The sequence below is a fragment of the Nostoc sphaeroides genome (genome assembly GCF_003443655.1).
Lineage (GTDB): Bacteria > Cyanobacteriota > Cyanobacteriia > Cyanobacteriales > Nostocaceae > Nostoc > Nostoc sphaeroides.
Window position 1 is genome coordinate 6225031 of sequence record NZ_CP031941.1, and the last position, 23200, is coordinate 6248230.

The window sequence follows — 23200 nt, forward strand, 5'->3', positions numbered from 1 at the left end:
TTGAAACTCTTTACTTGAGCGCCACGGCTCCATTTATGGGAGGTTTGATAGTTCTCTTCTTGTGCAAGCAACCAACGCCGAAAGCAGCGATCGCTAATATGCCCAAAATAGAATCAGGTTCAGGGACAGATTTGATATTTTCAATTCTGAGAACTTGTCCCCTTCCTGGGCGATCGCCTCGGTTTGTGACGTATATCGCACCATCAGCGCCAATAGTCAAGGCGCTAGGCGACTCTAATCCATTCCCACTCAGAAGAGTTGTGCGTGTCCCATCGGCAGCTATTTTGATCACAGAACCATCAAAATCACCCTTCCAAGCTGATTGATTGGCGTACTGCAAAGCATACAAATTGCCCTCAGGATCAAATTCCAAGTCTGTCAGTTGGGTAAAACCATCGGCATATACTGTTGGCTTACCATCAGCACCAACTCGATAGATTTTTGCCCCTCCTTCTGGGAAGGGAAAACCTGTAAATTGGCTGATGTAATAAGCGCCATCAGGGCCTTTGGTCACACTTGAGGGTACTGGTTGGCTTGCAAACTGCGATGGGGGTCGCACCTCTTCACCTTGAGATGGCACTTGTGCAGGTTCATTGGATGGTGTACCGGAGGGTGGAAAGACGGGATTAGCTAATATATCTTGGGGAAACGCAACTATCGCCTGCAAATTATTGCCATCAGTATTAACACTGAGTAAGTCATTTGCGCCTGCATCAACTGCAATTAAATTATTGCCATCTATTACAAAACCCAAGGGATTGCTACCGACATCACCACCATCGGGATTATTGGCGAGTTCATAGTTACCTAAATCGGCAATACTCGTCCAGGTATTGGTATTAAAGTCGGGAGCGATGATTTTAGCGAGGTCGGTGTTACCTAAATTGCGATCGCGAAAGGCTGGATTAGCGCCATACCCAATCAGAACATAAGGTTTACCTTGAGTATCAAATTTGATATCACGAGGGCCAGCCGCTCCAGTCCCATCTGGTAATGCTAAGGAAGGAAGTCCTGTAAGTATGCGTTCGGTTTTACCATTCTCTATTTTGGTAACTGCTCCACTTGTGCCATAGCATAATGAATCGCCTTGACCGCTTGACGGTGGAACACAAGCTCCACTTCCCCCTATTCCCGCCTCTGTAACATAGAGATTTCCATCAAGGCTAAAGCTCAGTCCACCGGCGTTATATAGACCGTCGGCGATTACTGAAAAGGATGCAGCTGAGGCAGCTTTGATTCCAGAAAAAGCGGCAACACAAAAAGTTAGGATGGTAATGGTAAGTTGTTTCATATTTTGTCCTTTGTCATTTGTCATTTGTTAGTTGACCAATGACCAATGACCAATGACTAATGACTATTTATTAGTGATTCTGGAGTTTTTGGGAGGTAGCTCATTCCTCGGTCAAATGATTTGAGGTTGCCAGCTTTGGCTTCTAGTAAACGTTTGATGTTCATGCTCTCAGCGCCAAAGTCTTCAATTTGAAGTTTGCCGTGGGTGACGGTTCCATCTGTTTTCCAGAATGTGATTCGATGCAGGATAAAACCTGAAGCTTCAGGATCGGCGAATGCATAAGCGGTTGGGATGAGCAACGCTACAGAACGCTGATAATATTCGTAGTCTGGATAAAAGTGTTCTTGTTCAAGCAAGTAGTATTTGCTCAGACTATGAACCCGCACGGAAACTTTTACTTTCTGGTCATATTCATCTTTGAATTCACCTGAATCAGAGGTAATATCACCATTTGGACGCAGTAAATGTGCCCATTCATCTATGTTCTGTAGGTTTTGTAGGTATTCAATGCCGATTTCAATTGGGGCATCAACATAGATGGTATCTGTATCGATAAAGTGGCGACCTTTGGCTGCTGAGGTCAGACCAGCTTTGCGTTCCAAATTACCTTTGAGAGAACGACACTCGGAAGTATGTACCGTGTGAATTCCCTGCATAATCATCTGAGTTTGCCGTTTGGGATCGACAAAACTCAACCAATGAAAGTATACACCTTTTTCATCTGTTCCCGGCTCAATATAATCTGTAGGAAACAGCAAAACTGGGTAAACCTGAAAATATTTCTGATACTCTAACCCGCAGTGCCACTCAATGCCGTAAAAAAGCGGATTTTCTAATTTTTTAACGTGATAATAGAGGTTTTTGTGATAACCGGATGCAGTTCCGAGCCAGGTATCTTCGTCAACTTGCTCTTTCATCCGGCTATAAAGTGTCCATTCGTCTAAGTTTTTTAAACTACAAAGATACTCAAAGGCGCTCTCTGGTGAAGTAGCAATGTAAGCTGATGTTGCAAAGGTATTTTTTTCCACTTTTTACTCCTTAAAATAATAACAATCAAGCTGCGATCGCTTTAGTAGTCTGGTTTCGTTTAACGCTGTTAATGCGGTCTTCTGCCAATCGTTTGGCAGCATCGTTGGTAGTAATTCCCTGCTGTTGAGAAATATTAAAAATTGCTAGTAGGGTGTCATAAATGTTATGCACTTGCTTAAAAGCTTTTTCTTCGTCATAGCCAATCATTTCGTTGTAAACGTTGATTAGCCCTCCAGCATTAATTACATAATCAGGGCTGTAAAGTATCCCTTTCTTGGCAAGCATTTGACTATGTAGTTGCTCATTCTCTAACTGATTATTAGCTGCGCCAGCAATAATAGAAGCTTTTAAGAAAGGAATTGTATGACTATTAAGAATTCCTCCTAAAGCACAAGGAGAAAATATGTCTACATCAAGAGAGTAAATTTCGCTGGGTTCTACAATAGTTGCGCCAAAAAGCCGTTTTATCTCTTCCGCTTTTACTGGATCTACATCACTAACAAAAAGCTTGACATCATGCTCATGTAAATGACGGCAGAGGTTTTTACCTACGTTTCCTAGACCTTGAACTGCAACTTTCATGCCATCAAGTCTTTTGCTCTGCCAACGAGATTCTACAGCAGCTTTAATTCCGAGAAAAACTCCTAGTGATGTTATAGGAGCAGGCCCGCCTGATTTTTCTGATACCCCAACAACATGTTTCGTTTCTTGACTGATTGTCCGCACATCGCCAGGGGTGATATTAACATCTTGTCCGGTAATAAAACGCCCATTCAAACTATCAACAAAACGTCCGTAAGCTCTCAACAGATCATCTGTTTTATTTTCAGGATTAGCGATAATAACTGCTTTTCCGCCACCAGCAGGGATGTTGGCACATGCGGCTTTATATGTCATCCCACGACTCAGACGAAGTGCGTCTTTTAAAGCAGCTTCTTCGTTGACATAAGGTAAGAGTCTTGTAGCTCCCATCGCTGGGCCCAAGGTCGTGTCATGGATAGCAATAATCGCCTTAATTTCAGGATTTTTACCATGACAAAACAGAACTTGTTCGTGACCCATTTCTCTAACAGTTTCAAATAGCAGCATCTTGACCTCTCGATATTGTTTGGGATTGGCTAGAGAAAGTAATGACCATTACAAAATGTAAAGATATAGACACAAAAACGCTCTGGAATATTAAGATAGGATAAAGTAAGCAAACAGTAATGTTCTAAAAAAGAAAAATTCCAGTTGATTGGGTGTAGTTTTTTGGCTGGAATAAAGTTTTTACTGCTTCTAAATTGATCCTTTGTCTTTTGTTGAATAGTTGAGATGTTTTAGTGTCTATAACAATTGAAGGAAATTATCAGGTTTTGAAATCAAACCATTGGAAATGAAACTTGCTTGGCTGCACTCGCAGGACTTGATTTGACTCCTTGTGCTGCCAAACTTTTATTACGTCCACCAGAAGGTGCTGGGCGATCGGCGTCAATGACGACATCGAGCAGAAAAGGAGCATTTGATGCGATCGCTTGTTGTAATGCTGCTTCGATCTCTGACTCTCTGAGGACTACGATCGCTTCTGCTCCCATACCACGAGCAATCATGGCGAAGTTTGTCGGTGGAAGTGTTGCATCTGCGCCCTTTAATCCCAAGATTTTCATCCCTTGATGGCACATGTTGTAACGCGCATCGTTGAGTACAATCCAGATTGCCGGAATTTTGTATTTCACGGCTGTGCTGATTTCGTTATTCATCAGCATTGCTCCATCACCAACAATTCCTACAGCTTTGCTCTTGCTCGCCAGTGCTGCACCCAATACTCCGGTAACGGCGTGACCCATTGCGCCAACTCCGGTGCTGACTCGGTAACGATTGGCTTCGGAAAATTGCAGTAGATGAGTTGACCAAGTAAAGGAGTTACCACACTCCGCCATTACTATGGCATCGGTATCTTCAACAATGATCTTTTGAATTGCTGCCATCAATACTTCTGGCCGCACTGGATAATCTACCTCTGAAGCCGGTTCGATTGCTTTGCGTTCTGGACGAGGTAGCGGCATTGTGGAATCAGGTGCATCTGGTAATTGCTGCAATAACTCTTCCACAAAAGCTTTGATATCAGACCGAACTGCAAAAGTTTCAACGTGGGGATAGGCTACACCTGGCACTTCGGGATCAATATCTACATGGATAAAACCTTCTTTTGGAACTAGTGCCGAACTCCAGAAGGAAGTCGGTTCACCAAGGCGGGTTCCTAATACGAGTGTGCGTAGTGGAGGTTGCTGTTCCATATAAGTTAAGACCGAAGCATGACCCCCTAAACCTGTAACACCCACAAATTGGGGATGATCTTCAGGGAAGATACCTTTAGCACGGGGTGAACACATGACGGCTGCTCCCGTTCTTTCAGCGAGTTCAATGATTTCCTCTGCTGCGTCACGCGCACCGAAACCAACCCAGATGGCAAAGGGGCCAGATGATAATAACTCTACAGATTTAGCGATCGCTTGTTTGGAAGCAGTCATCGGAAATGGAGTAACATCTAGTTGAGGCAAGGATATACTCTCATCAACTAAACTTGTCTGCACTGCCGTAGGAATGCTCAAATGGGCGACAAATCCGCCTGGTTGCGCCATAGCTAAAGCAAGTTTGCGGAAAATCTGCGGTAGTTGAGCCGCAGATTCAATGGTGATTGCATAGTTGAATAACGCTCCTGGGGTAAAAATTCCCCCACTTGGTAATGTGTAAGTGCTGGTTTCTTGAATTGCCCAACGTCCACGCTGCGGTGCTGAGGTGCAAGCTGACAATAAAATCACCTTTGCACCTTCACCACGAGCCGCAAATAAGCCGGTAAGGGCGTTAGTGATCCCCGGCCCTGCTGTGGTAAAAACTACAGTGGGGCGATTATTGGCAAAGTATGCTTCGGTAGCTGCAAATGCTGCTCCTGCTTCATGGCGGAAGTTCAATACGTCGATGCTGCTATTCGACAGCGCCCCCCAAAGGCTTGCCATCGCACCACCTGCGACACCAAAAGCATAGCTTACTCCCAAATTTACCAACATCTGAGCGATCGCATCGGCAACTGAAAGCGCTGCGGGTGTTTCATCGTTTAAAAAAGGCTGAATTCCCCGATTATTCTCCGATTCGTCAACCTGACGAGAAACGTCAGACACAGACTCTACATATCTGTTTGCTGGAAGTTCCCTGTATGGCTCAGTGGTGATTAGAGGAGAGTTTGAACCAGTATAGTTTTGACTCATTATTTTCACGCAATTACATAAAATTACACAAAGGCTTTCTAGTTTACAATCACAGGGATAGAAATATTTGATACAAACGACTCTGTTGCTTTCACAGCTATGACCTAGCTTGGTCGTTCGTAGAAACGGTTAATCGCTGCTGATTGATGCTTGTGATAGCACTACCAAAATTTTTACCAAAAGCATACAGCAATCAATACTGTGCTTCTTGTAACCAGAATAAGGGACATAAAGACTGTTGTGCAATCAAAAATCCTTTGATGGGGATGTCAAATCTTTCGTTTTTACTATGATTCCTACAGCGCTTAAGTAGGTTGGTGGGGAAAAACTAAACCATATAAAGGTCTATAAGCCAGCAAATAAGCTTGATTCAAGCGCTTCTCATAAATTTTACAAAACTTCATATAGTTAAGTTTAATAACGCTGCTCTTATTAATGAGCGGCTTAAAGAGGTGCTTACCTTGGGATGGCTACTATGAGAAAAAGGTATCTGCAATGAAAAATCTTTTGATAAAGCTGTCAATTCTTTCGCTTTTATCGTGATTTCGACATTACCAACTTAGTCACTCTGAAAGATTGATGTACTGCGTAGGCGTAGCCCAACCTAAGCATCGCAGAACCGATACATTTTATCCAAATTAAAGCATGAGCCGATTTAGCGGTTTTTATATTGCCACTAAAAACTCTTTGGGTCAATTACTTGTAACGAGAAAGACATCATTTCTTAACTTTTTATATTTACTTTGAGAGATGACTAAGCCTTTAGTACGTAATTAAATAAAAAATGTATTTCTTACTACTTTAATTTAGTTTTATGTACTTAGTATACCAATACAGCGTTTCTCAATGAAAAAAAAATACACAATAATATACGTATAAGTATACGTATTCCTACCATCAAATGTACTTCTTGGGGCAGATGAACAAGAATATTCTTCTATAGTTAGATACATGAGAGAATAAGTTAAGATAAATTAAGCAAATAACTTGATGATTGAAATTTGTTCATTTAAGCCAGACCCAGCAATGCACATAGGGTTTATTTTGAAAATCAAACGACTCTAGACTAGTACAACACGGCGTAAATCCAGCTACCATCTCAATTAACCAGACAAGTTGCTCGAACAACTTGTTAAAAGTGGGCAAACCTGTGTTTATGTGACTTTTCACTCTTATCTGGAAAACCTCACTTCTATTTCTCTCATCCTTTAAGGAGGAGCCAATGCGTTGGGCGGCGAGCCACTCTTGTTGCACGTGGCGTCAGAGACTTTGAATTTTCCCCCTTAGAGTGTCGGGAAGGGGGTTAGGTTTTTGGTGGACTTTTCCACATAACCTGAATTGTCAGATATGCTTATAGATTAACGGTTTTGAACTCTTAATCTAGAAGGTTTATTGACTATCCTGGATTGGATTAGTCTAAATTTTGTTTTGCGATAAAAAGCTGTTTGGAACAAGAAAAATAAATTTTAAATATTTAGTTTTTTTAGAAAAACTTGGTTTAATAATTCGCTTTTTATTGGTATAATAAGTTTTGTTAACAGGATTAGTAATATTTTTTAATGCACTAACTAATCTTATTTTTGAACAGCTGAGGGTGACCCAAAGATTTTAGTAAGTTATGATTATTAACTCATTAATGGCTATGGTACTGATTGATTACCAGGAGGAAGTAGGAATATGAATTCTGGCGATTATACATTAGCTAGATCAAACAATCAATGGGCGCTACAACCACAGGTAGAGATGAAGTTTGCTCACTTCCTAATAAATCACGCTGTAGATGCAGCCTTCTGTTTAGGAGAAAACGCCCAGTTTCTCTACGTCAACGATGCCACTTGCCGGATGACGGAGTATTCCCGTGAGGAATTACTTTCCATGAGGTTGCATAATATAGATGTAGATTTTTCTCTACACAATTGGTCAGATATTAGCTCACAAAATTCCCTTACCTTTAAATCTCGCTACCGGACAAAAAGAGGTCGGATATTTTGGTAGAAATATCGATTAGCTATGTAAAACAACAAGATATGGAATTTGGCTGTGCTTTTGCTCGTGAGATAAGTGATGAAATAGTAGAACTGAGCGTGCAAAAGTGGACTGATGAATTAAGGGATGCTAAAGACAATTTACAACAGGAATTTTCTCAACTCAAGGCAAAAGAAGTAGAATTAGAAACATCTCTTTCTTTACTTCGTTCTACTCTCGAATCTACTGCCATTGGTATTGTTGCAGTTAACTTTGAGGGAGATATTCTGAGCTTGAATCAGAAATTTGTGGAGATGTGGCAGATCCCAGAGTCCCTAATACTATCTAAAAAATGCCCTCGATGCAAAGCATTTTTTGAGAACCAACTTAAAGATCCCCAAGCTTTTAGTCGGCTGATTTGGGAAGTGTCTAGCCAATCAGATTTCGAGAGCTACGACATTTTGGAATTGAATGATGGAAGAGTTTTTGCACACTACTCTAAGCCTCAGTGGCTCGAAGGTAAAATTGTTGGTAGAGTGTGGAGTATTTGGGACATTACTGAATCGAAACAGACTGAAGAAGCATTGCGGTTGAATGCAGCTAGATTTCGGACAATAGCCGAAACAACAGATGTTAGCACTTTTTTGATTCAAGGGACGCGACTTTGCTACATAAATCCAGCAGTGGAGAAACTCACAGGTTACACAGAAGAGGAACTGCTAACAGGTTTTGAACTGCGGCGACTGATTAAAAGCAAAAAACGCAGGCAGGTACGCAACCAGGACGAAGCAGCTAATTTTGAATACCAGGAGATAAATATTTTGACAAAAAACGGCACAGAGCGCTGGCTAGCTTGCGCGGTTGCCATGTTGGAAGGAGTGCTAGATTTTGGGGGAAAACCAGTAGAACTGATTGCAGGCATCGATATTACTGATTACAAATACGCAGAATTTGGTCTTAACCAAGCTTTAGAACAAGCAAAACAACTTAGCGAACTTAGAGCGCGTTTTCTTTCTATGGTTTGTCATCAATTCCGTACACCTCTGAATATTGTTTCATTTTCTAATAGCTTACTAAAGGAAGAAGTAGACAAACGTACACAGAAGAAAATACAACCACTACTAGATCACATTCAAAAAGCTACCGAACAACTTAGTCAAATGTTGGATGATATTTTGTTCTTCTCTAAGGCAGAAGCAGCAAAAATAAACTGTGAACCCAAACCACTGGAGTTAGTTGAGTTCTGTAAAGATTTAGTTGCCCAAATGCAGATGAGCGTTAGCCAAATTCCGATTAATTTTGTCAGTAAAGATAACTCTTTAACAGCCTGCATAGATAAAAAACTGTTAGAGCCGATTTTGAAGAATTTACTCGACAATGCAATCAAGTATTCTCCATCAAAGATTGCAATTGATTTGAAATTTTCTTGCAAAAATGAGAAAGTAATTTTTCAGGTCAAAGATCGGGGCATTGGGATTTCAGTAGCAGATCAACAACGAATATTTGAGCCATTTTACCGTGGGACTAATATTGATAGTATACCTGGTACTGGATTAGGGTTATCAATTCTTAAAACCCTTGTAGATTTACATCACGGTCAAGTCTTTGTAGAAAGTAAAGTGGGTGTGGGCACTACGTTTACTGTGATGTTGCCATTAATCAAATCAGAGTTTATAGTTCCGAGTTATGAATGTTGAAATTAAGAGAATTCTTAATGAACAACTTAACAATCATAACTCTCGGAACGAAGTAATTAATCTCATGCCTATTTACATATTCACCAAAGAGTATAGTAAGCAGCTTCTGTAAAAAGTTATGGGAATACAAAGTTATGCAAGAATCACCAAAGAAAATTCTCGTTATTGAAGATGATAACGTTACCCGCAATCTTTATTTAATGGGTCTTAAGGCTAAAGGTTTTGATACGATAGGTGCTGACAACGGTCTTGCTGGTATCCAACAAGCACAAGAGCATATACCCGATTTAGTAATTTGCGATATCACAATGCCTGATATGGATGGTTATAGCGTTTTAAATACGCTACGCCAAGATCCTGTTACAGCAATTATTCCTTTCATTTTTCTGACTGGTAGTAGTACCAAAGCAGATGTTCGCAAAGCTATGGAATTGGGAGCAGATGACTATCTTACCAAACCCTCTACACTTGACGAATTACTCAGAGCGATCGCTATTCGTTTGCAAAAGCAAGCTACTCTCCAATACTGGTGGGCGATGAAATTAGAAAAAGCTCCACAATCAGGATTTGCAGATAATACCACAGCGATCGCTGTTGGTGTTGGCATTAGAGATAGCGAAGCGGTAGCGACGTTAGGAGCGTCACCCTCTGGTAAAGAAGCCCCTGATACAGAAATCATGATGCCTCCCAAGTCAATTTTTCCCTACATTCCCCAATTAAAAGAAGTTTTCGACTTTATCGAGGCTAATTATCATCAAGGAATTACTTTGTGTGACGTGGCTCTTGCTGTTGGTTACTCACCTGCCTATTTAACTAACAGAGTAGCAAAGCAGACAGGCGAGACTGTAAACTGTTGGATTGTCAAACGCCGGATGGCAGGAGCACGTTTTCTACTCCAAAATAACGATCAGACAGTCGAGAAGATAGCGAAAGCATTGGGCTATCAGGATGTGTCTCATTTCTCCCGCCAGTTTCGCCAACATCACGGTTTACCTCCCCAAGCTTGGCGCAAAGAGCATCAACTTGTATCACAAAAACAGGTAAAACTTTGGCAAAATTGCTGAAACTTCAAATAAATAGTTGCGTGAACTCATATATTAAATCCACCCTGCCCTTACGTAACATGGCTGGATCTAATCTTTCAGTAGTGTTACAAGTCATCAAGACAACCAACCGTTGCTGCATCTGAATACCAGACTCATCAATTACACTCTGATACAAAGTGCCATCCAGCAAACTCAGAATGTGTTCGGTTTTGTTATTGTATTGCGCTACCTCGGAAGCACGATTTTGCGCTAGATTATCAGCTTCGTTAATAACGATACATATACGCTCTATGTAAGTCGGTGGGACAAAGTTAGCGATCGCATCATGATCTAAAATAAAAACTACATACCCCAAAGGTACAAGAATTTCTTTTGCTACTGCCTGTGTCCACACTGTCTTACCAGTACCTGGTTGCCCATGTACAACAACCGCTAACTGGTTTTGATTCAGAATCGCTTGTTGTACAGAATCAGTAAAGTTTTGGATATCTGCTGGAAATGTCCGAATATTAAATTGACTGTGAACCTTGCCTACACGACTTTGATATCCACTCAGCATCACCGCTAAGTCGTAAGTCGCTTTGTTAATTAGTGGCGCGATATTTTTCGCCATTAAAGTATATTGTCGTCGCCCGCGATCGTAGGGATCAATTTGCAACCAAACGTCATGCTTCGCCCAGTAAGCATAAACAGTATTGATCACGTCTAAACGTTCCCAGCTAACAAATTTATCTATAGGAAAATAAAAATCTCTTTCTGAGTAATACTGGGTAATAATGTCAGGATTACCCAACACTCCTAAAACTCGCAGTACAGTAATTTCTTGCAGTCGATTAAGAACATAATCAATGGGAATGCTACTACGACTGACAAATTGGACGATGGGCGTTTCCGTACTCAAAACATCTTTGTAGCGATGATCTGGTGATTGAGGATCTGGCGTGATGTAATTCCAAAACTTTTCAACTTCGTAGCGGGTATTATCAGATACAACATTTAAAATATTAGCCCACCAAGCATAATTATTTCGTCCCAAAACATCAGCAAGATTACTCGCTAAATTCAAACTTTTTTGAGTTAATTCGCGGGAGTCACTATACAACAGTTGCCACAAAAACCCCCAGTCTAATTCTCGGTTAAACGGTCGCCAACCGCTAGCAAGCAAGCTTTGTCGGGTATTATTTGTCGGAGTGCCTTCATTACTTCTAAAATAGTCAAAATCCATATTTATTAGTTATGCAGCGTTAATCGAGTTATTTTTTGGTTAAGTATGATATTTTGAAAAATTTTTCTTGTAATATTAACTAATTGCGTACAAATGGTAATTTTCTTTTCATCGTGCTGTACTTGCTAAGAAACCTTTTTAATCTAACTCATTCTCTATGTAACATACTATAGTACATATTAACTACCTACGTCAACTTTTTTGACAAAGCAATTAGTTCTTAATGTACCTGCGTTTATCCATCTCTAAATGAGGACTAATATTATCGCCGTGGAATTACCAAAGGATAGCATTAATTATTACATCAACGACATAAAACTTTAATACCTATAAAATTTCTGGAATCGCTGTTATTTCATTCGATTTTTCATTCGCTTTAATTTGTTCTAGCACCAATCTATTTCTAGTTGTTCTAGTTGACTAGGCACTTACCATTTGGATTTCACTTTGGTTGCTAGTTATATCATAATAACCACAGAAGATAAGGTTTTTCCATCTATAGCAACAACTTCACCCTCAGTTATTTTTTGCTAAGAGCTACCTTGTCTCTTTTTCAATATTTAGATGCGTCTGCCCTGGCATTGCTCCCTCTTCTAACTAACTCTACCTTTAGAAGGTTGCTTAATCAATTAAAAAGAAACTAATTTACATCTATAGTAGTATTTAACTGTCTAATTAAACAGTTTTTTTCCTGAAATGGGCTACTGTATATTTACGGTTTGTTAGCAAAATTTACGTTTATTTACAATCAAATTGTATATTTTGAAGCCTACCTGATGTTAAGTTTATTAACTAGCTTGTTTATTAAACATAAGAATTTGATAAAAAAGTTATATAAAATAATTATTTTTTTCAGACATTTTCTGTTTTGATTTCCTAATAATTCCTACTAGCGATCGCTACATGAATAATGTTGTACCGAAAGCCAATAAACAAGTTGCAAAAACTTATCCAAAAACAGAGTTATTTACATATAGGGGTTTTTCTGGCAACTCTATTGAGCATCATATTGTTCAGTTGGGTAGCACTCTCACAGCAACCAGTTATCCTCAATGTGTTAATGACTGCCCCTGATGCCGAACCTTGGAGGCAGGGTTTAATTAGAGACTTCGAGGCTGAGAACCCAGGTATTCGCATTAACCTAGTTGAAGGGCCGAATGCCACAAATTTACTCGAAGACCTGTACACCTCATCTTTTATCTTGGGTGAATCCCCTTATGACCTGATTAATATGGATGTGATCTGGACATCCAAGTTTGCTGCTGCTGGATGGTTGCTACCTTTAGGCGATCGCATATCTAAAGAGGAGTTGGGGGCATTTTCATCCCAGGATGTAGAAGGGGGACGTTACCAAGACAAACTGTACCGCATTCCAGTGCGTTCCGACGTGGGAATGCTCTACTATCGGGAAGATTTAATCAAACAAGCGGGATTGCAACCGCCAGAAACCTTTGATGATTTGATCCGAATTTCCCAAGTTTTGCAGAAGAAAAAGCAGGTGAATTGGGGCTATGTTTGGCAGGGTCGTCAATATGAAGGACTTGTGGCAATGTTTGCAGAAGTTCTCGATGGCTTTGGTGGCTTCTGGGTTAATCCCGACACCCTCGAAGTTGGACTAGATCGACCAGAAACATTACGAGCTATTGAGTTTCTGCGTAGTACCGTAAAAGAGGGCGTTTCTCCTCCTGGAGTGACGACCTACCAGGAAGAAGACACCCGGCGCTTGTTTCAAAGTGGTCAAGTAGCGTTTTTACGCAGTTGGCCTTATGCGTGGCCTTTAGCTCAGGCAGAAAATTCGCCAATCCGGGGCAAAATAGCAATTAAACCAATGGTTCATGCTCCTGGGAAGACGGGAGCGGCTTGTCTTGGGGGCTGGGGTTTAGGGATTGCTAAAACCTCTAGACATCCTGAAGAAGCTTGGAAAGCAATTCAGTATTTTACCAGTCGAGAAGCACAGCGCCGATTTATTTTCAGTGCAGGCTATGTGCCAAGTCGCCGGGAACTGTTTACAGACCCAGAGATTGTTGCTAAATACCCCCACTATCCGCAATTATTGGAGGTCGTGGACAATGCAGTTTTACGTCCGCCCATCGCGCAATATGCTCAGACATCAGATATTTTACAGCGTTATCTCAGCGCTGCCTTATCCGGTCGGATGAATTCTGAACGAGCAATGCAAGCTGCTGCTGCGGAAACGCGGCGATTGCTAGGGGCAGGGGGGCAGGGGAGCAGGGGGCAGGGGGACAAGGGGACAAAGTAAATTTGCTTGTTCACGAGTATCAAAAACTCATTAATGGAGTTCAAAGCCTCATTAATGGAGTTCAAAGACTCATTAATGGAGTTCAAAGACTCATTAATGGAGTTCAAAGACTCATTAATGGAGTTCAAAGACTCATTAATGGAGTTCAAAGACTCATTAATGGAGTTCAAAGACTCATTAATGGAGTTCAAAGACTCATTAATGGAGTTCAAAGACTCATTAATGGAGTTCAAAGACTCATTAATGGAGTTCAAAGACTCATTAATGGAGTTCAAAGACTCATTAATGGAGTGCAAAGACTCATTAATGGAGTTCAAAATCCCCAATGCCCTATTCTCAATGCCTCATAAAAAATGACAAATGACAAATGACAAATGACAAATTTACATTCACTTAGAAGTCGAGAACAACAGACAGCCTGGATTTTATTAACACCGGCATTGCTGCTGCTGTTGTTTGTATTTGCCTACCCGATTTTACGAGCATTTTGGTTAAGTGTATTTACTAGAAATCTGGGAACAGAACTACAACCTGTATTCTCTGGTTTAGACAATTATGTGCGGATGGCGGGGGATGGTCGTTTCTGGCAGAGTTTGTGGGCGACCACGGTGTTCACAACAGCATCAGTAATCTCAGAACTACTGCTAGGACTGGGGGTTGCCCTAGTTCTCAACCAGGCGTTTTTTGGGCGGGGTATAGTGCGTACAACCGCGATTATACCTTGGGCTTTGCCTACTTCTCTGATTGGTCTGGCGTGGGCTTGGATTTTTAACGACCAGTTTGGGGTTGTAAACGATATTCTGCGGCGATTGGGGCTGATTGAGACTGGGATTAACTGGTTAGGAGATCCAACGCTGGCAATGATAGCAGTGGTTTTTGCTGATGTTTGGAAAACTACGCCGTTTATCAGTATCCTCTTGCTAGCTGGGTTGCAGTCGATATCACAAGACCTTTATGAAGCTTACTCGGTCGATGGGGCAACTGCTTGGCAAAGCTTCCGCAATATTACCCTACCACTACTGCTGCCGCAAATTTTAATTGCAGTGCTATTTCGGTTTGCTCAAGCTTTCGGGATTTTCGACTTGATTGCTGTGATGACTGGGGGTGGCCCTGGTGGTGCTACAGAAGTGGTGTCATTGTATATTTATTCTACGGTGATGCGCTACTTGGATTTTGGTTATGGAGCAGCCCTGGTAGTAGTGACATTTTTAATATTGATTGCTGCGGTAGCGATCGCTAGTTTCTTGCTGAACAAATACCGTGCAAAAACATCAGGAGCCATTTAACCCATGAGTGTAACTCCCCAAGCAGTTCCAACGACTCCAAAACGAAAAGGAGAAACCAAGTTTTCTCTGAAAAAAATCTTACTGCCCATAATAGTTGTATTAATAGTAATATTCAGCCTAGCGCCAGCCTTATGGCAATTACTGACCTCCTTTAAAGTCAATGAAGATATTGCCGCCGTTCCTACTGTCTATTTTCCCACAAGATTCACTTTCAATCACTACATTGAGTTATTTACTCGTCGTCCATTTTGGCGCTACATCTTCAACAGTGCCTTTGTGTCGATTACTTCTACAGCTGTAGCTTTAGCGATCGGCGCACCTGCGGCTTATGCCCTCGCACGGTTACGCCCTTGGGGTGAAAGAGCTATCCTCGCCAGCGTTCTAATTGTTACCTTATTTCCTGGAATTCTCTTGTTTTTAGGACTGTTAGAAATTATCCAGGCGCTTAAACTCGGCAACAATTATCTGGCGCTAATAATACCATATACTGCCATCAATTTGCCGCTAACAATTTTAGTACTTAGAAGCTTTTTTCAACAATTGCCAAAAGATTTGGAAGATTCCGCTAGGGTCGATGGCTACAACACATTTCAACTACTATGGCAAATCGTGCTACCTATGACCCTTCCGGCCTTGGTGACTACTGGAATCCTCACCTTTATTTTTGCTTGGAACGAGTTTATTTTCGCTCTGACGTTTATGACCCGTGAAGAGTTGAAGACAATTCCCGTTGCTGCTGCTCAGTTGGGTGGTGCGACAATATATGAAATTCCCTACGGGCCGATCGCTGCTGCAACTGTTGTGGGCACATTACCCCTGATTTTACTAGTTTTGTTTTTCCAGCGCCGGATTGTCCAAGGTCTTACCTCTGGTGCTGTGAAAGGATAAGGGGAAGCAGGGGGAGCAGGGGGAGCAGGGGAAGCAGAGGGGAGAATAATAATTTCTGACAAATGACCAATGACCAATGACAAATAACAAATGAAAAATGGCTAAACTTGAACTCACAAACTTAAACAAAACCTATAATCCTAAAGTCGTCCCTGTCAAAGACGTTAGTTTAACTGTAGATAACCATGAGTTTCTTACTTTACTTGGCCCTTCTGGCTGTGGCAAATCTACCGTTCTACGAATGATTGCGGGTCTTGAAGAACCGACTCGTGGTCAAATTAAGATTGGGGAAGTGGATGTTACCTATAAACGAGCAGCCGATCGCAACATTGCAATGGTATTTCAAAGCTATGCACTCTATCCTCACATGACGGTGTACGAAAACCTTGCTTCTGGACTCAAGCTGAAAAAAGTACCACCTACAGAAATTAAACAGCGAGTGGCAGAAGTGGCAGACGTTTTAGGATTAGCAGAGTTAATGAACCGCAAGCCTGGTCAAATGTCTGGAGGTCAACGGCAGAGGGTTGCCGTCGGTCGTGCTTTGGTGCGTAATGCCGATGTGTACCTGCTAGATGAACCTTTAAGTAACCTGGATGCACTACTGCGGGAAAGAGTTCGAGCCGATATCAAGCAAATTTTTGCAGCCCAAAAAGTGCCAGTTGTCTACGTCACCCACGACCAAACCGAAGCAATGACGCTCTCTACAAAAGTTGCATTGCTCAACGATGGCTATGTGCAGCAACTTGACCCGCCTGATCGCATCTATAACCATCCAGCTAATCTATTTGTGGCTGGATTTGTTGGTAGCCCGCAAATGAATTTACTAACTTTACCTTGTAAGGGACAATATGCGATCGCGGGTAACTTCCAAGTGCTTCTTCCAGATATACCAACTGTACCACCGCAGATTGTTCTGGGAATCCGCCCAGAAGATGTCCGCATTGCTCAACCAGGTGATACTCAGACTATCCAAGGGCGAGTGTTTTTAGTGGAAAACTTGGGTATGCACTATTTAGTCAGTGTCAGGATTGAGGGTTCACAAACTGGAGCGATTACGGTACGTGCTTTGTTGCCAACAGACCAAAATTGGAGTGGCGAGGATATTACATTAGCATTGCGCCCTGAGGATATTCACTGGTTTGATGTTCAATCTGGACATGCTCTTGTTAAAAGACAAATGTCAGGTGTCAATAACTAGTACCACAAGGCGGAAGTCAAAAGTCAACTAGTTTTGGTACTGTATCGGTGGTCATAATACCACGGGCTGCGGCATGAAATTCAGCAGGAGTCAAATTTTTGCCCAATCCTAATAAACCTGCCCGAATTTTTTCAATTGGGTAATGTCTGCCAATTAAACCTGTAGAAGCTATCACAATATTATGTGCAGCACCTATAAATCAATACGCTTGGGTTAAGGCTAAAACTCTTTGTGAAAGTCAATTTTTTTAATGAACCGCAGAGGCGCAGAGAACACAGAGAGAAGGAAGAAATGCTTAACTGAACTGTATTGACCTATAAATCAGTTAATGTGATAGTAAATGTTGTCCATCCGTTACCGCTTTCTACTTGAATGTTTCCTTGCAGTTGTTCGACTAATTTCTGTACTATAGGTAAACCTAATCCCGAACCACCTTGGTTCCAGATATCTGCATTGGGAATGCGATAAAATTTCTCAAAGATTCGTGGTAACTCTGCTAACAAAATTTCTGCTGAATTACTGATAGTAATAATAGTTTTTGTAGGCGCTTCCAAGGAATTGGAACGTACACTTAAGACAATTTCACCACCCGCAGGTGTGTATTTACAGGCATTATTGAGCAATTCTACTAAGATTCGTTCCAAGCTAATGCCATCTGAGAACAACGGCGGGAGATTTGAAGGGAGATTCAGCTGTAGAGTTTGCTGATGTTCTTGAACACGGATTTGAAACGGCTCAATAACCCAAGGTAACCACTGTTGTAATAGCAACGCATCAGGTGTAATAACTGGATAGGATGAGCTTTCCAGGCGTTGTAAGTCTAGTAAATCGTTAATTAATCCTAGCTCGCGATCGCACTCATTTTCCATCAGTTCTAGATAGCGTTGAGCTTCCTCAGTAACAGGAGATAATTGGATCATTTGAACCATTAACTTTATATTACTCAGGGGCGATCGCAGTTCATGAGAAACTAAACTCAAAAAGTCATTTTTGAGTTTATTTATCTCCTCCCATTGCACCACAAGTTGCTCTTGCTCAATTTGCTTTTGACGCGCTTCTATCGCTCGTTTGCGCTCAGTAATATCTCGAAAAACTAATACAGCACCTGTAATATTATCTTGATCGTCTTTAATTGGTGCAACACTGTCATCAATTGGTATTTCTCCACCGTCTTTAGTAATCAGAATAGTTTCTTCTGAGAGACTGACGATAATACCATCTTGAAGGACTTTTATGATCGGACTTTCAATATAATTATGAGTTTTTGCATTAGCAATCTTGAATATTTCTGATGAATTTCTGCCACAAGCTTCTTCCTGTTTCCATCCGGTTAGATTTTCAGCAACCGGATTCATAAAAGTTATCAATTCTTGCATGTCGCTAGCAATCACACCATCGCTGATACTTTTTAAAAGTGCATCCAACCATTTTTTATTTACCTTTAATTGCCTTTCTAAACCATGTTTAATCAGAGTTATTTCAATATTTGTTTGTAGTTCTCTTTCTTTAAAAGGTTTAATTAGGTAAGCAAAAGGCTCAGTTATTTTAGCTCGCTCCAATGTTTTTTCATCTGCATAAGCAGTCAAATAAATTACTGGAATATCCAAACGCTTATAGATTTCTTCGGCAGCTTCTATCCCATCCATTGACCCTTTTAGCTTAATATCCATTAGCACTAAATCGGGGGATATTTCTATTGCTTTATTGATTGCTTCTTCTCCTGAAGAAGCAATAACAGGAACCGTGTAACCAAATTTTATCAGTCGATACTGCAAATCTTTACCAACAATCGCTTCATCTTCCACAACTAAAATTTTTGCCTTTCTCATATTTTAGTCATTTTATATTAATGTAAATTTTACTTGGCATTTTACTCCAATAGCACCTTGGATATCGATATTACCTGCGAGTTGATTGGTTAACGCATCTACTAACTGCCAGCCTAGAGATGCCATATTTTTAAAATTGAAATTTGATGGTAAACCAATTCCATTATCACTAACTATAAGTGTAACCTGATGGTCAGTATCTTTGTTGATTTCGATATAAATCGTACCATTTCTACCTGTTGGAAATGCATATTTTAAAGAATTAGATACAAGCTCATGGATAATTAAGCTACAAGGAATGGCTGTATCCAAGCCGAGAAATACTTGCTCATCGATATTTATTCTCAGAGCGATCGCATCTTCGTTAACTTCATAAGCACTAAATAAACTTGCTACCAAATCTCGAATATATTCACCAAAGTTAATCCTTGCCAAGTCTTGAGACTCATATAATTTTTCGTGAACTAAAGCCATTGATGCAATTCGCTGCTGGCTTTGTTTGAATATTACCAAATCGTCTTGATCTTTGATATAAGCAGATTGCAAGCTTAACAAACTAGAAATAACCTGTAAATTATTTTTGACCCGATGATAAATTTCTTTTAATAACACCTCTTTTTCTAAAAGTGATGCTTGAATTTGCTGCTCCCACTGCTGGCGATCGCGCAGTGCGGCAATTCGTTCGCTAATATCTTCGACCACAGAAATAAAATACTTTGGCTCCCCACTAGGTTCGCGCATTAAAGATACGGTGAGATTAACCCAAACTATGGAGCTATCTTTGCAGAAATAGCGCTTTTCCATCGAATAAGTTTGAATATTATCTGCTAAAATATCATCAATATATTTAAGATCGGTGTTAAGATCATCTGGGTGAGTAATATCTTGGAAAGTCAGCAATTGTAGTTCTTCGGATGTGTAACCGACAATATCGCAAAGCCTCTGGTTAACTAACAACCACCTTCCATCTATAGCTACATGGGCGATGCCAACAGCAGCTTGATGGAATGCAGCACGGAATCGCTGTTCGCTTTCTCGCAATGCTTGTTCTATTCGCTGGCGCTCAGTAATTTCTGCCTGTAGTGATTGATTAATTCTTGTTAGCTCTGCTGTCCGTAGCTCAACGTTGCTTTCTAGTTGGTTAAGTAGGCTACTTAGTTCTTCCTCTGCTTGCTTGCGCTCAGTGATGTCAGTATGTGAGCCTACCATCCGCACTACGTTATCATCATCATCCCACAGTGCTTGACCTCGATCCAAAATCCATTTGTAAGTGCCATCTTTACATAAAACTCGATACTCGGTAGTGTAAAACGGTGTTTTATGAGCAAAATGGTCTTGAACTGCTTGTGTCACCCAGTCAAGATCATCAGGATGCACTCGTGTGAGGTATTCATCTAAATAGTTAGAAATTTCCTCGTCTTCGTAACCGAGCATTTGATTCCAGCGAACCGAAAAGAACATTTCATTGGTTTTAACATTCCAGTCCCAAATTCCATCATTATTGCCGCGCAAAGCTAATTGCCAACGTTGTTCACTTTCCCTCAGCACCTTCTCAGTTCGTATGCGTTCAGCAATTTCCTTTGCTAGTTGGGAGTTTGCAGCCTCTAGTTGGGCATGACTCGGTAGAGCCAGTGCCTGGGGTATTAATGGCACAAGTTGTATGGCTGTCAATACGGATACAAAAGCAGTGATAGCTTTGAGTAACCCTGATAGCCAATAGGTAGGATGCCAAAGAGTCCACACATCCATTAAATGGGTTGTGCCACAAGCAATAATGAATGTGCCAAACATTAGGAAAATCCAGCCGAAAGGCATATCTCGCCGTTTACGGACAAAATAAACCAACATCACTGGAATTGAATAATAAGCAAGTCCAGTTAACACATCTGAAACCAGATGCAACCATACCAATCCTGGTTTCCAGAGGTAGCAATGTCCGTGAGGAATAAACTGGCTAGTAGAGAAAAAATTATTTAAAAATTCCATCATCAAAACCTAATACACTGCACAAGTCTTCACCAAAGCCGGAAGTGTGAAGGAAGAGGTTTTGAGCCTAAGACCTCTGTAGACGCGCAGACGCCTAGAGAGTGGCTTCTGATACTCTTCATGAGAACACGTTCGGGGTTTGTCAGAGCTTTCCCGTACTAGCATTAGGCTAGTAGAGAATAGCAGTTGGGGCTTCTATATCCTGTATCGATCATCCTTTCTGAGTTTTTTAAGCTGATAATGTGAGGTTTATTGAAATAAAGGTACTGCGATCGCTTTGCTTTTTGTTACCGTAGATTCTCTGAAATGAATTCCTTATATATATAGATGCCTTCACGAAATCACAGTAATATTTCGCTTATCTAAAATAACTAGTTAGTACGGAATTTTTAAGTATATTTTCGGTGTAATATAGGAATAATATTTGATTTTTGAAAAAACTAAGAGATAATACGCATAGAACTACTCAGTATAATGAGAAACAATGATAACCCAGCACTTACAACAGGCGATCGCTTTGTGGGGTGGGTATCCTGCCCGCCCTGATAATGCAAGTTGTATACGTAACAGCTTATTTGTAGGGATACAGCATTGCCGTGTTCCTAACCAGTAGCCATTAAAATGAGAATTGCCGTAAAAAACTAACGAGAATAAACATATTCCTTAAGTCTAATGTAAGACACGCCTGGAGTATGAAGTTATAAGTTATCAGGTGAAATAGGATTGTAGAGCATTCTTAATATAGTCTCAACTGTTAGCAGCATCTGGCTGCTCAAAATTTATAGTTGTTCTATCTATACCCAACTAACAAAAATTAATGTAGGTAAAGTCATTAAAGTCATTAGATTTTTTCAGGCGATAGAATTAATTTTACTCTTATGGTAGAAGCCCAGCAAAAAACTAGCAGCTATCCTGAATAGGAATAACAAAATAATTCACAATAAGTAATTAAAAATTATCATGCAAGTGAATGTAATTTTATTACGAATAAATATTGTTATTCTTTGCAGTTGTGAACCAGCGACTTTATTACTGGATTCACAATAATATCATAAATTAGTAATTACTGATTATGAATTAATTTGAAGCTGAAGAATAGTTAAGTTGTTGTGTGTGGGAGCTAAAAATGCTTTCAAATCTGTCAAAAGAAACTTGGTTAAGGGACTTCCAAGTAAAAAAATATTCCATTGCCATTGTTCACTGTTGACCGTTGACGGTTCACGAGTTTTCAGTCAACAGTCAACGACTTTAATGTGGAATAATTTATTTTTTGGAGTTCCCTAAAGACTCCTCAATCTGTCTTGTGAAAATTACCCTAATTTAGCAGTGGATTGAGTAGACAATATCGGTTTTGAAAATCAATCGACCACAGAAATCTAGAACATAAAAGGAACCGTAACTATGAAACCTTTTGATTTATCTAAAGCTGTTTTGGCTACTGTCTTTGCCATCAGTTTCGCTTCTTTGTCCTTACCTCCTTCTGTTTATGCCCAAAGTGGAGGCTCCGGTGGTGGAGGCTCAGGTAGTGGAGGCTCCAGTGCTGGCAGTAGCTCAGGTAGTGGTGGTACAGGTACTGGCACTACAGGTAGTGGTACAGGTACTAGTGGTACAGGTACTGGCACTACAGGTAGTGGTACAGGTACTGGTGGTACAGGTACTGGTGGTATAGGTACTGGTGGTACAGGTACTGGCACTACAGGTAGTGGTACAGGTACTGGTGGTATAGGTGGTGGTACAGGTACTGGCACTACAGGTAGTGGTACAGGTACTGGCACTACAGGTAGTGGTACAGGTACTAGTGGTACAGGTACTAGTGGTATAGGTGCTGGCACTACAGGTGGTAGTACAGGTACAGGAACTGGCACTACAGGTAGTGATTCAACAGGAACTGGCACTACAGGTAGTGATTCAACAGGCACTGGCACTACAGGTAGTGATTCAACAGGCACTGGCACTACAGGTAGTGATTCAACAGGCACTGGCACTACAGGTAGTGGTACAACAGGCACTGACACTACAGGTAGTGGTACAACAGGCACTGAGACTACAGGTACTAATAGGAATGCAGGCGTCGCAGCTTCCGAAAGAACTAGCGATCGCGGTTTCGATTGGGGTTGGCTAGGTTTACTTGGTCTAGCCGGTTTAGCAGGTTTAGCTCGTAATCGGGAAAAAGGCCGGGCTTATAACGATCCTAATGAAGCAACAGGTACTCGTTCACTCTAGTAATTTATCGTCCGGTGGATTTGCGATCGCGT

The 23200-nt window shown here is 40.9% G+C and carries 17 protein-coding genes and 2 pseudogenes; 10 read left to right on the forward strand and 9 right to left on the reverse strand.

Annotation, left to right across the window (positions count from 1 at the left end; genetic code table 11):
* Positions 1–10 precede the first annotated feature (10 nt).
* The 4 genes from D1367_RS27845 to scyA all read right to left on the reverse strand — a co-directional run bounded on the left by D1367_RS27845 (position 11) and on the right by scyA (position 5565).
* Positions 11–1315, reverse strand: a complete 1305-nt coding sequence (locus D1367_RS27845; protein ID WP_228674719.1) for a ScyD/ScyE family protein — start codon at positions 1313–1315, stop codon at positions 11–13.
* 32 nt (positions 1316–1347) lie between these two features.
* Positions 1348–2319, reverse strand: coding sequence for a scytonemin biosynthesis cyclase/decarboxylase ScyC (gene scyC / locus D1367_RS27850; protein WP_118170120.1), 972 nt, complete (start codon positions 2317–2319; stop codon positions 1348–1350).
* A 25-nt stretch (positions 2320–2344) separates the two neighbouring features.
* Positions 2345–3409, reverse strand: coding sequence for a tryptophan dehydrogenase ScyB (scyB, locus tag D1367_RS27855; RefSeq protein WP_118170122.1), 1065 nt, complete (start codon positions 3407–3409; stop codon positions 2345–2347).
* A 272-nt stretch (positions 3410–3681) separates the two neighbouring features.
* A complete protein-coding gene (scyA, locus tag D1367_RS27860) occupies positions 3682–5565 on the reverse strand; it encodes a scytonemin biosynthesis protein ScyA (RefSeq protein ID WP_118170125.1) in 1884 nt (627 codons plus the stop codon).
* 1677 nt (positions 5566–7242) lie between these two features.
* Between scyA and D1367_RS32495 the strand changes: the two genes are divergently transcribed.
* The 3 genes from D1367_RS32495 (at position 7243) to D1367_RS27880 (ending at position 10291) form a co-directional block, all read left to right on the forward strand.
* Entirely contained in the window at positions 7243–7560 is a 318-nt protein-coding gene (locus D1367_RS32495) for a PAS domain S-box protein (protein ID WP_244944966.1), read from the forward strand.
* Positions 7554–9227, forward strand: coding sequence for a scytonemin biosynthesis sensor histidine kinase (locus D1367_RS31405; protein WP_244944967.1), 1674 nt, complete (start codon positions 7554–7556; stop codon positions 9225–9227). The genes D1367_RS32495 and D1367_RS31405 overlap by 7 nt, the downstream gene beginning before the upstream one ends.
* A 134-nt stretch (positions 9228–9361) precedes the next feature.
* Positions 9362–10291: a response regulator transcription factor gene (locus D1367_RS27880; RefSeq protein ID WP_118170130.1), complete on the forward strand. Its 930-nt coding sequence runs from the start codon at positions 9362–9364 to the stop codon at positions 10289–10291.
* Between the two features lie 4 nt (positions 10292–10295).
* Here the strand turns inward: D1367_RS27880 and D1367_RS27885 are convergent, their stop codons facing one another.
* Both D1367_RS27885 and D1367_RS32500 read right to left on the reverse strand, forming a co-directional pair.
* Positions 10296–11498 carry an AAA family ATPase gene (locus D1367_RS27885; protein WP_118170132.1) on the reverse strand — a complete coding sequence of 401 codons (1203 nt, stop codon included), beginning with the start codon at positions 11496–11498 and terminating at the stop codon, positions 10296–10298.
* A gap of 330 nt (positions 11499–11828) precedes the next feature.
* Positions 11829–12019, reverse strand: a pseudogene (locus D1367_RS32500) (ISAs1 family transposase); the annotation flags it as partial.
* 389 nt (positions 12020–12408) lie between these two features.
* Between D1367_RS32500 and D1367_RS27895 the strand changes: the two are divergent.
* The 5 genes from D1367_RS27895 (at position 12409) to D1367_RS27915 (ending at position 17130) form a co-directional block, all read left to right on the forward strand.
* Positions 12409–13758, forward strand: coding sequence for an ABC transporter substrate-binding protein (locus D1367_RS27895; protein WP_118170134.1), 1350 nt, complete (start codon positions 12409–12411; stop codon positions 13756–13758).
* Between the two features lie 33 nt (positions 13759–13791).
* Positions 13792–14115 (forward strand): hypothetical protein, encoded by a 324-nt coding sequence (locus D1367_RS31410; RefSeq protein ID WP_244944968.1) that lies wholly within the window; start codon positions 13792–13794, stop codon positions 14113–14115.
* Positions 14116–14132: 17 nt separating this feature from the next.
* A complete protein-coding gene (locus tag D1367_RS27905) occupies positions 14133–15044 on the forward strand; it encodes a carbohydrate ABC transporter permease (protein ID WP_118170137.1) in 912 nt (303 codons plus the stop codon).
* 3 nt (positions 15045–15047) lie between these two features.
* The gene (locus D1367_RS27910; RefSeq protein ID WP_118170139.1) at positions 15048–15932 is read left to right on the forward strand and encodes a carbohydrate ABC transporter permease; all 885 of its coding nucleotides are present in this window, start codon (positions 15048–15050) and stop codon (positions 15930–15932) included.
* 97 nt (positions 15933–16029) lie between these two features.
* A complete protein-coding gene (locus tag D1367_RS27915) occupies positions 16030–17130 on the forward strand; it encodes an ABC transporter ATP-binding protein (protein WP_118170141.1) in 1101 nt (366 codons plus the stop codon).
* A 28-nt stretch (positions 17131–17158) separates the two neighbouring features.
* On the opposite strand, the pseudogene D1367_RS27920 reads toward D1367_RS27915, so the two are convergent.
* The 3 genes and pseudogenes from D1367_RS27920 to D1367_RS27930 form a co-directional block, all read right to left on the reverse strand.
* Positions 17159–17320, reverse strand: a pseudogene (locus tag D1367_RS27920) (bifunctional ornithine acetyltransferase/N-acetylglutamate synthase); the annotation flags it as partial.
* Between the two features lie 124 nt (positions 17321–17444).
* Positions 17445–18959 (reverse strand): hybrid sensor histidine kinase/response regulator, encoded by a 1515-nt coding sequence (locus D1367_RS27925; RefSeq protein ID WP_118170147.1) that lies wholly within the window; start codon positions 18957–18959, stop codon positions 17445–17447.
* A gap of 12 nt (positions 18960–18971) precedes the next feature.
* Complete coding sequence (locus D1367_RS27930; RefSeq protein WP_118170149.1) at positions 18972–20948, reverse strand: sensor histidine kinase; 1977 nt, start codon at positions 20946–20948, stop codon at positions 18972–18974.
* A 481-nt stretch (positions 20949–21429) separates the two neighbouring features.
* On the opposite strand from D1367_RS27930, the gene D1367_RS33005 reads away from it, so the two are divergent.
* On the forward strand, positions 21430–21558 hold the full coding sequence (locus D1367_RS33005; protein ID WP_267255596.1) for a hypothetical protein: 129 nt from the start codon (positions 21430–21432) through the stop codon (positions 21556–21558).
* Between the two features lie 788 nt (positions 21559–22346).
* The gene (locus D1367_RS33400) at positions 22347–23168 is read left to right on the forward strand and encodes a WGxxGxxG-CTERM domain-containing protein (protein WP_118170151.1); all 822 of its coding nucleotides are present in this window, start codon (positions 22347–22349) and stop codon (positions 23166–23168) included.
* The last annotated feature ends 32 nt before the right edge of the window (positions 23169–23200 follow it).